Annotated in this window: 13 protein-coding genes; 9 read left to right on the top strand and 4 right to left on the bottom strand. The window is 37.4% G+C overall.

Annotated features, from left to right (window positions below):
- Positions 1 to 17: 17 nt before the first annotated feature.
- Together glyA and IQ215_RS02820 are read left to right on the top strand one after the other, a co-directional pair.
- Complete coding sequence (gene glyA / locus IQ215_RS02815; RefSeq protein ID WP_193799808.1) at positions 18 to 1,301, top strand: serine hydroxymethyltransferase; 1,284 nt, start codon at positions 18 to 20, stop codon at positions 1,299 to 1,301.
- 101 nt (positions 1,302 to 1,402) lie between these two features.
- Positions 1,403 to 2,047, top strand: a complete 645-nt coding sequence (locus IQ215_RS02820) for a class I SAM-dependent methyltransferase (protein WP_193799809.1) — start codon at positions 1,403 to 1,405, stop codon at positions 2,045 to 2,047.
- A gap of 18 nt (positions 2,048 to 2,065) precedes the next feature.
- Here IQ215_RS02820 and IQ215_RS02825 read toward each other — a convergent pair whose 3' ends face one another.
- The gene (locus IQ215_RS02825) at positions 2,066 to 4,207 is read right to left on the bottom strand and encodes a caspase family protein (RefSeq protein WP_193799810.1); all 2,142 of its coding nucleotides are present in this window, start codon (positions 4,205 to 4,207) and stop codon (positions 2,066 to 2,068) included.
- A gap of 90 nt (positions 4,208 to 4,297) precedes the next feature.
- Entirely contained in the window at positions 4,298 to 5,626 is a 1,329-nt protein-coding gene (locus IQ215_RS02830; RefSeq protein ID WP_193799811.1) for an FAD-binding oxidoreductase, read from the bottom strand.
- Between the two features lie 151 nt (positions 5,627 to 5,777).
- Here IQ215_RS02830 and IQ215_RS14460 point away from each other — a divergent pair, with 151 nt between their 5' ends.
- From IQ215_RS14460 to IQ215_RS02855, 6 genes are all read left to right on the top strand, one after another.
- Positions 5,778 to 5,912 (top strand): hypothetical protein, encoded by a 135-nt coding sequence (locus IQ215_RS14460; protein ID WP_277815519.1) that lies wholly within the window; start codon positions 5,778 to 5,780, stop codon positions 5,910 to 5,912.
- Complete coding sequence (gene lipA / locus IQ215_RS02835) at positions 5,875 to 6,756, top strand: lipoyl synthase (protein ID WP_193799812.1); 882 nt, start codon at positions 5,875 to 5,877, stop codon at positions 6,754 to 6,756. Before IQ215_RS14460 ends, lipA begins: the two co-directional genes overlap by 38 nt.
- 142 nt (positions 6,757 to 6,898) lie before the next feature.
- Positions 6,899 to 8,278, top strand: coding sequence for an MATE family efflux transporter (locus tag IQ215_RS02840; RefSeq protein ID WP_193799813.1), 1,380 nt, complete (start codon positions 6,899 to 6,901; stop codon positions 8,276 to 8,278).
- Positions 8,279 to 8,459: 181 nt separating this feature from the next.
- A complete protein-coding gene (locus IQ215_RS02845; protein ID WP_193799814.1) occupies positions 8,460 to 8,717 on the top strand; it encodes a type II toxin-antitoxin system Phd/YefM family antitoxin in 258 nt (85 codons plus the stop codon).
- Between the two features lie 5 nt (positions 8,718 to 8,722).
- Positions 8,723 to 8,977 (top strand): Txe/YoeB family addiction module toxin, encoded by a 255-nt coding sequence (locus IQ215_RS02850; protein ID WP_193799815.1) that lies wholly within the window; start codon positions 8,723 to 8,725, stop codon positions 8,975 to 8,977.
- A gap of 180 nt (positions 8,978 to 9,157) precedes the next feature.
- Positions 9,158 to 10,222: a mannose-1-phosphate guanylyltransferase gene (locus IQ215_RS02855; RefSeq protein WP_193799816.1), complete on the top strand. Its 1,065-nt coding sequence runs from the start codon at positions 9,158 to 9,160 to the stop codon at positions 10,220 to 10,222.
- 186 nt (positions 10,223 to 10,408) lie between these two features.
- On the opposite strand, the gene IQ215_RS02860 is transcribed toward IQ215_RS02855, so the two are convergent.
- Positions 10,409 to 11,167 carry an alpha/beta fold hydrolase gene (locus IQ215_RS02860; RefSeq protein WP_193799817.1) on the bottom strand — a complete coding sequence of 253 codons (759 nt, stop codon included), beginning with the start codon at positions 11,165 to 11,167 and terminating at the stop codon, positions 10,409 to 10,411.
- A 464-nt stretch (positions 11,168 to 11,631) separates the two neighbouring features.
- The gene (locus tag IQ215_RS02865) at positions 11,632 to 12,366 is read right to left on the bottom strand and encodes a sirohydrochlorin chelatase (RefSeq protein WP_193799818.1); all 735 of its coding nucleotides are present in this window, start codon (positions 12,364 to 12,366) and stop codon (positions 11,632 to 11,634) included.
- Positions 12,367 to 12,459: 93 nt separating this feature from the next.
- Between IQ215_RS02865 and IQ215_RS02870 the strand changes: the two genes are divergently transcribed.
- Entirely contained in the window at positions 12,460 to 12,909 is a 450-nt protein-coding gene (locus IQ215_RS02870; RefSeq protein ID WP_193799819.1) for an ATP-dependent zinc protease family protein, read from the top strand.
- Positions 12,910 to 12,918: the final 9 nt, after the last annotated feature.

Raw genomic sequence — 12,918 nt, forward strand, 5'->3', positions numbered from 1 at the left:
TTAAGACATAGATTAAAGTGAGCCAAACTAACTTAAACTATTTAGCCGATACAGATCCAGCTATAGCGGAAATTATTGCCAACGAGTTACAACGCCAAAGAAGTCATCTCGAATTAATTGCTAGTGAAAACTTTACCTCCCCTGCGGTAATGGCTGCCCAAGGTTCTGTGTTAACTAATAAATACGCTGAAGGTTTACCCGGAAAACGTTACTATGGTGGTTGTCATTTTGTCGATCAAGCCGAAGACTTAGCCATCGAAAGAGCTAAAAAATTATTCGGTGCCGAAATGGCCAACGTACAACCCCACTCTGGCGCCCAAGCTAACTTTGCCGTATTTTTAACTCTCCTCAACCCAGGGGATAAAATTATGGGCATGGACTTATCCCACGGTGGACACCTTACCCATGGTTCTCCTGTAAACGTTTCTGGTAAATGGTTTGAAGTGTGTCAATATGGCGTAAGCAAGGAAACCGAGCGCCTAGATTATGACGAAATCAGAACATTAGCACTAAAAGAGCGTCCTAAGTTAATCATTTGCGGTTATTCTGCTTATCCTCGCATTATCGATTTTGCCAAATTCCGTGAAATCGCTGACGAAGTAGGGGCATATTTACTCGCAGACATCGCCCATATCGCTGGTTTGGTAGCCAGTGGACATCACCCCAATCCTGTGCCTTATTGTGATGTGGTAACTACTACTACCCATAAAACCCTCAGAGGCCCCCGTGGTGGCTTGATTTTGACCCGTGATGCGGAATTAGGTAAAAAACTTAATAAGGCGGTATTCCCCGGTACTCAGGGCGGCCCTTTGGAACACGTCATCGCTGGTAAGGCAGTGGCTTTTGGTGAGGCGTTAAAACCTGAGTTCAAAACCTATTGCGCACAGGTGATTGCTAACTCTCAGGCTTTGGGTTCTCAGTTAGTTAACAGAGGCTTTAAGTTGGTTTCTGGTGGTAGTGATAACCATTTGAATTTGGTTGATTTACGTTCCATTGGTATGACTGGTAAGGTAGCTGATAAGTTGTTGGGTGAAACCAGCATCACTGCCAACAAAAATACTGTACCTTTTGATCCTGAATCTCCTTTTGTTACTAGCGGTTTACGTTTGGGTTCTCCTGCAGAAACCACTAGGGGCTTGAAAGAGGCTGAGTTTACCGAGATTGCCAACATTATTGCCGATCGCCTCTTAAACCCTGATGATGAGGCTGTTAGAACCGATTGTATGCGCCGTGTAGAGGCTCTGTGCGATCGTTTCCCCCTTTATCCTCACATTACTATTCCGGTACCTGCTCTGGCCTAATCTAAAAACTTAAAGGCAACCGAATATTATTCAAGGCAAGGGGCTTAAGCCCCTTGTTTCTTAAAAGAGTGAACTAAGACTGTTAACAAAAAATTCTGATCATGCTATTACAACCCCACCAAAGAGTAAAATTAGATGACACCGAAGACACATTATTTTACGCTTATCCTCGTTTTGTTACCCACGTTGATAATAACTTTATCTCTCAATTAACCAATCTCTATCGTCAAGAACTAAAACCCCATACAAAAATACTAGACTTAATGAGTAGTTGGGTTTCTCACCTGCCCCCAGAAATGGAATTTAGCCATATAGAAGGCCATGGTATGAATGAGGATGAGTTAAAAAAGAATGATAGGTTAGACCATTATTTTCTCCAAAATCTCAACAGTAACTTACAACTACCCCTAGAGGATAATGATTTTGATGCGGTGTTATGCACAGTTTCTATTCAATATCTGCAATACCCCGAAGCAATTTTCATGGAAGTTGCCCGTATCCTCAAACCTGGTGGAGTAGCTATTTTTAGTTTTTCCAATCGGATGTTTTACCAAAAAGCCATTACCGCTTGGCGTGATGCCACCGACAGACAAAGGATATTTTTAACCAAGTCTTATTTTCAGTCTGTGCCAGAGTTTGAAACCCCAGAAGTCATTGCACAACAACCTGAAACCCCTACTTTTTTACAGATGTTGGGTATGGGGGCAAAAGATCCCTTTTATGCAGTATATGCAAGGAAAAAATAGCTCAAATTGTTTTTATATTTAACTTCCTATTTCATAAATAAAATTAAAACTAGCCCAATTACTTAAATCTAAAGCATAAACATCTGATAAATTTGCCACTAAATCCCCAGTAACACCACTGCCCTCGTGTAAATCTAAAAGAATAGACTGTGCAATACTAGCAGGGTTTTCTAAAATGATAATTGATTCTTCTTCTAAACTATTTTTACTATTTTTATATAGTTGATTAAAAGTATTATTAAAAGGAGATTGAGAACAAATAATTATTAATTCTCCTATGCCTTGATTTCCATTATCAATTAATTTAATGGTATTTTGTGGATCAGGAATAGTAAAAGTTTCTCGGGCATTTACCATAACATTTTTAGTGGAAAAATAGGCGATCGCCCTTCCCGAAGCATTAAAACCCATTATCATATAATAAAGGTCATAATCATTCTCATTGTAAATAGAAATAGAAAAAGAAGAACCAGCAGAAATATTAATCAACTGCTTTTGTTGAGAAATATTGGGAGTAGCACCAACATTAGAAGACGCATTATCAAATCCCTTACTGAGCAAAGTTTTTTGATAACTCACATAACCCTGCTTATTCTGAAAATATTCCACCCCCACCCTCACAGGTAAACGAGAAGCACTACCATTGAGAGTCAAATTAAGCAACTTTTGAGCCAACTTATTTTGTAACGCATTACCCAATCGTTTTACCGCCGTAGAAACCGCCTCATTAGCAGTCTTCGCCATGGTATTAGGCAACAAAACCCCTGCCTGAGAAAACAAACCATAACTACCATTAGAAGTCAACTTACCCAAAATGCAATCCGCATAATTATCCCCCACATTAATCGCCTTAAAATCCCCCACAGAAGTTAAAGCGCTAGTAGCATCCACCCTTTCAATTCTTTGTAAACTACTATCCAAACCCACCATCAAATCAACATCTCGAGGAATAACCCTCACCGCCTCCCGTAACACCATACCACTTTCCACCTTATCAACACCCTTTAAAACAAAACCTTTGCCTTTATTTCCCATCAAAGAATTAACTTGAATTACAACATTTTGAGAAAGATCAATTTCCGTCGAAAAACAAGAACCTATGCCATAATTAAATAGCACCAATAAAGGCAAACCAACCAAATCAAACTCAACACTATTTCCCTTACTAGCATTAGTTATCACAATATCCCCATGATGTTCCTCATCCGCCATCAGATAATAGGGGGATAGATCATTTTTAATAGCTAGAGTGATATTAGTATATTGTAATTCACCATTAATTAAAGCAATATTTGCTGCCACCTTTTTACTTAAAATTAAATTATTAATCGGGGCAACACTTTGCCATAGAGAATGAGTCAAACTATAAGTAAATAAACCAGCATTAAAACTATTACTGGTGATTTCCGTTGCCAAACCCTCCGTTGCCGAAGTAAAAATTACCCCCCCAGACTTATCCTTACCTCTCAATAAAGAATTAGACTTCTTATTTTTTTGCTTAATATCCTGATTAAAAGCCAATTCCTTACCGCTAATAAGAGGAATACTATCACCATGATATGACCTCAACCATAACTTAGTAGTGGTAGAAACCTCAAAAGGTTGATAACTCGTATCTAACACCAAAGTATAACGGCTAGTTTTGAGAGTCTGAAATAAACTAATTAAACTATCCAATAAAATATCATCATTGCTACCATCACCCTTAAAACTACTACCATGGGTAATTAAACTTTCTCCTATCTTGCCATCACCCTCATTCAATCTCACCTGTCGCCCATAACCGCTAAAATGAAAAACAACTACATCATTTTCCTTTACCTGTTTTGCTAAATGCTCATCAAAAGCATTTAAAATTGACTCCCTCGAGGCTTTTTCATTGATTAACGTAAGAATATCACTAGGGTTAAAACCAAAACGAGAAACTAATAACTCCCTTTGTAACTCCACATCAGTTACACAACCTCTCAAGTTTTCATTACCCGAAGCATATTGATTAATACCCACCAAAAGGGCTAACTTCCGGGAATTAGAAGCCCCCAAGGCTTGACTATAACGATTTAATTGATATTGAGGTAAAATTGTCTCACCGAAAAAACCTCCCAATGAGGCAAAAGTAAAACCTGCCCCCTGTAAAAAAGTACGTCTATTAATTTTCATAATTAGGTTGTAGGCAATTGATATTTTATTGGTTAGAAAAAATTAAATGAATAATTTTTACTGCTGAGGAGTAACTACACTTACCAGAAATTAATTATTTTCTGTCCATGCCTTCATTTTACCTTGATTCATTAAACCATAGGGATCGACCATTTGCTTAAATTTTAGTTGCTCAGGTTCAATTTGCTTTCTTCCTCCATCTTCTAATATATAGGTATGGGGATTGGCAATAAAAGCCCCATTATCTTCGTGATACTGGATAATTTCATTTAATCGCTCTGGGGTGCTATATCTTACCAACTGCAATCCTGCAGGAATAGCTTTACCTCCCACCCTCATAAATTCAAGGTGTATCATCACCTCATCCTCAAAATATTTATACATTTCTTCCACTTTTTCAAGGCTAAAAAAGAAGGTTTGTAAATAGGTAATATTGGGGTCAATATTTCGGGCGTGAAAGGTGGTATGATTCCAAGTAAATTCAATTAAATTCAGGCTATTTTTTTTCTCTAAATTTTCTTGATAAGTAATTTTTCCTTGATATTCTTTTACTAATTCTGAAATAGCATTTAATGAATTTTCACTCACCGTTAATAAGGCACAGCTTTCCCCTTTTGGTAAATAGTCTTTTAAGGCTGTAAAATATTCAGGAATAGGACTGGCATGAACACTAATTAACCTTTTGATAATGCCATCACTATCTGCCAAATCTTGCCCAAATTTTGCCGCATCCATGAAGTGAGGGAAAGTAACAATGACATCTAACCATTGATAGGCAGAGGCAAGGGGAATTTCTAATTCTGTGATAATGCCATTGGTGCCATAGGCATGGTTAATCTGTTGGGTTTCATCTCCTTTTAGTTCTAAAATTCTTGGCTCTTTTTCTAAGGTAACAACCCTTACTCGGTGCAGATTTCCCCTATCTCTCAACTGTCCATAATTAATTGAGCCGATGCCCCCGCTACCACCCCCAAAAAAGCCACCAATGGTAGCGATTTTATAGGTTGAGGGTATCATTCTTAATTCCCATCCTTCCTTGCGGGTTGCCCTTTCTAGGGTTGCCATTTTCACCCCTGCTTGTACACAGGCACTGCCATTTTTGATCCAGTGAATTTTTTTCATTTCTGTCATATCCAAGACGATACCACCATTGAGGGGGATACACTGTCCATAATTTCCTGTACCAGCGCCCCTTACTGTTAGAGGAATTTGATATTTAACACACATTTGAGCTATTTTTAAAATTTCTTCTTCTGTGGTGGGTTGCACTACTAAATCGGCTCTTTTGTCTGCTAATTTATCGACTAAAATAGGGCTGAAATAATAATAGTCTTGGGATAGTTTTTTTAGTTGTTCAGGTTCTATTATTGTCTTTATATTTTCTAATTCGTTAATAATATTTTGATAGTTGATGGACATTTTTATATGAAATTAATTTATTAAAGAGATTTTTTATTTTTTAGGTTCTATCCTTTTCCATTTTAACGTTTTTGGATTCTTTTTCCCTTATCCCGAGATGATGGAGTACCTATACTATTGCTGTTTCGTCCTGTGATAGCAAGATGAGTCGATGAAGGAAGAATCCCCCGAATTTATTCGTGGGGAGTGTCAATCTGATATGTTAAACTCGGAGAGTGCGCAACGGTTTTGTAGTTTTTTAGAAATTTATGAATTTAAGGGTATCTTCTCCTTCCCCTTTGCCTAGTTGGTTAAAAACTCCTATTGGTAAAGCGTCGGAAATTTCTCGGGTGCAAAAGATTGTTAAACAAAGGAAAATTCATACCATTTGTGAGGAAGGGCGTTGCCCTAATCGTGGAGAATGTTATGGTAATGGTACGGCAACTTTTTTGTTGATGGGTCATGTGTGTACCCGTAGCTGTGCTTTTTGTCAGGTGGAAAAAGGTCATGCCCCCATGGGCTTGGATGAGGATGAACCGAAAAAGGTGGCAGAGGCGGTAAAGTTATTAGGGTTGCGTTATGTGGTGTTGACTTCGGTGGCGCGGGATGATTTAGCTGATGGGGGTGCGAGTTGGTTTGTGAAGGTGATGGATGAGGTTAGGAAGGTTAACCCCACGACACAAATTGAGGTTTTGACTCCTGATTTTGGTACGGGGAAGGATGCGGAAAATCAACAGGCTCTGAGGGTGGCTACGGTGGTGAGGGCAAAACCTGCTTGTTATAATCACAATGTGGAAACGGTGCCACGGTTACAAAATCCTGTGCGTCGGGGGGGTAAGTATGAGCGCTCGTTGCGAGTGTTACAGTTGGTGAAGGAGTTTGATGATAGTATTCCCACGAAGTCGGGTTTAATGTTGGGTTTGGGAGAAACTAAGGAAGAGATTATTTCTACTTTGGAGGATTTACGGGGCATAAAGTGCGATCGCATTACCATCGGGCAATATATGCGTCCGTCTTTGGCTCATTTACCTGTGGAAAAATATTGGACTCCAAAAGAATTTGATGAGTTAGGGGCGATCGCCCTTACAATGGGTTTTAGTCATGTTCGTAGTGGCCCTTTGGTGCGTAGTTCATACCATGCAGGAGAATAGTAAAGGTAATGTACAATTGATAATTGATAATGGACAATTACTGTTGCCTGTTCTCTGTTCCCTGTTCCCTGCCTAAATGAAAAATTATATCTAAAATCAGGAACGCCAAAATAACAATAAAGGATACAGGAGATTTTTTAACATGACCATTCCCAATCATCCAAAATTGGGTATTCGTACAGAAATTAGAGCATTCCTAAAACTAGCCATACCCCTAGCCAGTGCACAGGTGGCACAGTTAACCACGGGATTCGCTGATACGGTGATGATGGGACATTTGGGCAACGAAATTTTGGCGGCTGGTGCATTAGCTTCCATTACCTTTTTTTCCATCATGATAGCCACCAGTGGCATCGTTATGGGTGTTACTCCCTTAGTGGCAAATGCCTATGGTGCGGGTAATAAAAATGACATCGAACAATTTACCCGACAGGGGTTGTGGTTATCCTTACTTCTATCTATCCCCATTATGATAGCAACAGCTCACTTTGATAGTTTAGTAGGGGGATTAGGATTAGATAATACCACCATCGCATTAGCCAGTACATACCTTGATATTATGTTGTGGGGTTTATTTCCTGCGTTGGGTTTTGCCATGTTACGGGGTGTAGTTTCTGCCCTATCCCAAGCCCGTCCAATTTTTGGGATTGTCATCATCGCCACGGGTTTTAATATTTTAGGTAACTATGTTTTGGGTTTTGGGGTGTGGGGATTTCCTCGTTTAGAATTGGCAGGGTTAGCATTGGCTTCTACTCTCACATGGTGGGGGATGTTTACTGCTTTAATTATCTATCTTTCTGTCAATGAGCATTTCAAAGATTATCAATTTTTTTCCCGCCTCTATCAGCTAAAACCAAAAACACTCTGGAAATTGCTAAAAATCGGGGTACCCATTGGAGTGTTTACTACCCTTGAAGTTGGGGTATATACCGCCGTTAGTTATCTCATGGCAGAATTTGGTACGGATGGATTAGCCGCCCATCAGATTGTTTTTCAAACTATGAATATTATTTATATGGTGCCGTTGGGGATGTCGTTTGCCGCCACTGCTAGGGTTGGTAAATGGTTTGGGCAAGAGAATATGTTGGGTATTCGTCAGGCAGGGTTAGTCAGTGTGACGGTGGGAACTTTGTGGAGTATGTTTGTGGTAATGTTGCTGTTGATTTTTCCTCAGCAAATTGTGGGATTATATATTAATGTACTCGAGCCAGAAAATGCGCCCATTGTATCCCTTGCTATCTCTATTCTAAGGGTAGCTGCGATCGCCCATATCTTTGATGGAGTCCAAAAAATTGCCTATGGAGCGTTGCAAGGTTTACAAGATACCCATGTGCCAATGGTTTTAAGTTTCCTATTTTATTGGTGCATTGGCTTAACCTCCGCTTATTGGTTTGCATTTGGTTTAAATTTGGGGGCTGTGGGTTTGTGGTTAGGACTTTTGATTGGGGTAATTATTGCTTCTGTGGTTTTTGTGTGGCGATTTCAAACCTTAGCAGGAAAGCAATTGATAATGGATAATTAATAAAACTATAACCTGCAACCAATCACCTAAAACCTAATAATACTGACAACCATTATCCTGAACTGAAGTTTTATTATCTTTTGCCTATTCCCTGCCTAAATTAGAAATCATATCTAAAATCGACAACGCCTAAATAAGTACATAAATGGTAATATCATAATAAAAATATTTCCTAAATGTCATGGATGCAATAACTTATACTCAGGCTCGAAAAAACTTTAGTCGTGTAATGAATCAGGTTTGTGAAGATCATGTGCCAATTATTATTACTCGTCAATCTGAAAAACCTGTAGTTATGATGTCCCTTGAGGATTATAGTGCCATGGAAGAGACACTATATTTATTACGCAGTCCAAAAAATGCACAACGACTCTACAAAGCACTAGGAGAATTGAAACAAGGAAAATATCAAAGTCATGAGTTAATTGAAGAGGAATAAATTTAGTGAAAATTTCCTTTTTAGAAGATGCTTGGCATGACTATTTGTATTGGCAGATTCAGGATAAAAAAACTCTAAAAAGAATCAATCAAATTATTAAAGATATACAAAGAAATCCCTTTGATGGTATTGGTAAACCTGAACCATTAAAATTTGATTTGAGTGGATTATGGTCACGACGTATTAACCAAGAACATCGTTTAATTTATCAAGTATTAGATGATGAAATTATTATTATTCAATGCCGTTATCACTATTAGCGTTGTGTCAAAAAAAGTGAAAAATTAGATAATATACCTATTTGTTAACTTGAATTAGAAATAATCAGCTTCTCAATTTAAAATTACAAATTTTAAGAAACTATCCCCTGTTTTCCGCCACGATTAATATATTATTACTATAGAATTTAGTATTATTAATTAATTTAGTTTTTTATAAAAATGAAATCGAAATTTATTCCCGTAATTTTAGCAGGGGGAAAGGGTGAGCGTTTTTGGCCTTTGAGTCGTCGTAGCCGCCCTAAGCAGTTTTTATGTCTTGATGGTAGTGGTATCAGTCTTTTACAGGCTACGGCTAATCGTCTTTTGCCTCTGGTGGATGGTTGGGATAATTTGATGGTGATTACTTCTGCTTTGGTAGCGGAAAATGTGAGGCAACAATTACCTTTGTTACCTGAAAAAAATATTTTAGTTGAGCCTGAAGGTAAAGATACCGCCCCCGCTGTGGCTTGGGCTAGTCTTGAGGTACAACGGCTTTTCGGTGATGGTGCGATCGCAGGTTTTTTCCCCGCAGACCATTGGATTAGTTCCCCAGAGGGCTTCATTAAAACTATTTTAGCAGGTATTGAGTTTGCCAAAAGCCAAGGTGCGATCGTCACCCTTGGTATTAATCCTAACTATCCTTCTACGGGTTATGGTTATATTCAGCAGGGGGAAAAGGAAGGGGAAATAAACGCTTTACCTGTGTATAAAGTAACTCGTTTTACCGAAAAACCAGATCAAGAAACCGCCTCTAAATTCATTGCCACAGGGGATTATAGCTGGAATAGTGGGATGTTTATTTTTGAGGTAAATTTTGTGTTACAGGAGTTGGAAAAGTTTGCCCCTCAAATATTGAAACCTTTACGGGAAAAGGGAGAGCAAGGATATTTTGATTTGGAAAAAATTAGCATTGACTATGCTTTGATGGAAAAAACTGCCTCGGCTTATGTATTACCTGCGGATTTTCCTTGGGATGACTTGGGGGATTGGAATGCCCTAGAAAGGTTGTTATCTAAAACTGATGATGATAATGTGACTAATACTAGTAGTGTTAATTATCAGACTAAAAATTCTATTATTTATAGTAGTGAAGATGATGAAATAATTATGACTATTGGCTTAGAAGATGTGGTTATTGTTAGAGATAGAAATGCTACTTTAGTGGTTAATAAAAATCAAACTCAAGATATTAAAAAAGCATTAAAGTTACTACAAGATCACAATAATAGTCAAGAGTTTTTATAATGAAATAATTTTAACTGAAAAAGCTCTTATTTTTCAATCTAAAATGGTTTATAACAACAATAAATCAATAAACCAAGTGAAAGATTAATGGTTTTTAAAAGTTAAACCTCAGGTTAGTTTTTAGTAGGTAAATATTAACTATTTCTTGTGGTTATAATTAATCTATTATTTACACCTGATACCTTATTAATATCTACCTAAATCAAGAATTTTTTTGTCTAGTTCAGATTTTAAAATATCGTCTGAGGTAGCATTTAAAAATTTAAGGATTTGTTGCCCTACACATTGGGGAGATAGATAATGAAAAAAATGACTACTTTGATTGATTAAACAAAGATAATCTTCTTTTTTTAGGTAGGGTTGCCATTGTTCCATATCTTGGGGGGATATGATAGCATCTTCCGAGCTACCGCACACCATTAGGGGTTTGTCGATACCTCCCTTGGTAATATTTGGGGTTTCATAGAGGGAGTGGGGAGAAAGGGAATATAGTAGGGCTTTATCAAGGATATTGAGGAAGGCTTTTTGATAGTAATGGTTTTGATAGTGGAATAGGTGATGGGATAAACGAGTTAGGATAATTTCTCGACGACAAGGGAAGTTTTTGCGCAGGTTGTAATAATACTCTACCCAATCTTTACTGGGGTTTACCCCTACTCCTAAAAGGGTTAGGGATTTTATTTTTTCTGGATATTTACGGGCATACAATAAACCTAACACCCCTGCGGTACTGTGACCAATTAAATGTACTGGTTTTTTTACCATGGTTAAATAATCGTCTAAAAGTGCGATCGCACCTTCTAAGGAACATCCTTCATCCTGATTTTGTTCATATTCCCATTGCCCAATGGACACTTGACGGGATAGGTATTTGATAATGGGTAGGTTAAACCGCTTGAAATAGGTGTTGGTGTTTAACCATAATACATCAGGATGCTTGAACATAATTCTCAATTATAATGACAATACTTTTGCAATGTTAAAAAAGGTTTTAAGCAAGACCTACGATCCTGCCTAAAACAAGTAACCGATTCATCTAGCTTCTTGTTTATGGAAGCTAAACTTAGCTTATCCTATTTAAAACATTATTGCAAGTAATTATCATTAATTATTCCAAGAGAGAGAATGAATTAGCTTAAAGTGATCATCAATAGAGTTGTTGCGAAATAGGTTTTTTGCCAAGTTTCGTCCTTATTTGACAAGGGTTTCAGATACGCAGATATTTAATTCACAACAAGTCTAATGGGGAGTTTTATATCAAATTCGGATAATTCGTTATAAATAAATAGATTGTATTTTCGCACCCCCACAGTGTGATGAAGTGTATAGGATTCGAGTAATCTATTATAAAAAGATGATATTTTTTTGTCTCTTTAGGGTGCGAGAAGAATTATAAAAAAAGGGTATGATTATTCTTTGAGGAGGCTTTCGGTTATTAAATCTGCTAATTCGGAGTTAGCTCCCAAGGGTTCTATAATTCGCAGATTAAAATCATTGTACTCGTTTTTTATTTCTTCTGCTCTAACGGCGATCGCCCTTGTAATTTTACCAGGAAATAAGAAATAAGGAAGCATAACGATATTTTCAACCCCCGATTTAATTAAATTAATGATAACTTGATCAAAAAAAGGATTTATAGACCAAAATGCTAAAGTAGCAGAGCTTTTTTTGGCTAATAATTGTGCTTCTTTTTGTCCTCTCTCTAGCCTTGTACCGTGGCTGATTAAAAGTCTAGTGTAGTTTGGATATTTTTGATATTTTTTTTCTAAGAACTGAGTTAATGAGCTTTCAGATCCCAAATGGGGTAATATTTTGATGTCCATACCAAGATCTGATATGTTTTTAAAGGCGATCGCCTCTTGTTCAGGTATATCATCCATGACATGAGTACCAGAAAAAAGAAACAAGGGCAATATCTTAATGGAATTATATTTATGTTGGTGACAAAAACAGGCAAATTCGGTTATTTTATCGGCTAAAGATTGAGATGATAACTCCAAATAACAGGAATCAAGATGACTTGGGATACCTTTTTGGGTTAATTTTTGACGGATTAAATCAGCAAGATTATTAAGATAAGTTCGATATTGAGGATTTCTGCTACCATGCGCCACTAATAAGTAGCCTGTATGATTATTATTCATTGAATCGTTACTGTTTTGATAAAACACTGGCAAAAGTTTATACTACCTTCAACTATTTTACGTGCCATTAAAACCTGTTATCTCAAAAATTCCATGAATACAAGCAAAAATCAATCATTACCATTAATTGGTTGGCGAGAATATTTAGCCTTACCAACCTTGGGGGTAACAAAAATTAAGGCAAAAATTGATACAGGGGCGAAAACTTCTGCCCTTCATGCTTTCAATGTCAAGATTGTGGAAAAAGATAATCAAAACATTGTGGAGTTTGAAATTCATCCTATCCAAAAAGATAATCAAACCTCCATTTTTACCACAGCGCCCCTATTAGAATATCGCACCGTTAAAAATTCAGGGGGAATTGCTGAAACTCGACCAGTTATTGAGACTAAAATAATTTTAGGTAATATTTCATGGGCGATCGCCCTTACCCTGACAAATCGAGACTCCATGGGCTTTAGAATGTTATTGGGTAGAGATGCCGTCAAAAATCGCTTTTTAGTGGATACGGGAAATTCTTTTCTTCATCATTCAATTACATAAATAGATAAA

It is taken from the genome of Cyanobacterium stanieri LEGE 03274 (assembly GCF_015207825.1).
Taxonomy (GTDB): domain Bacteria; phylum Cyanobacteriota; class Cyanobacteriia; order Cyanobacteriales; family Cyanobacteriaceae; genus Cyanobacterium; species Cyanobacterium stanieri_B.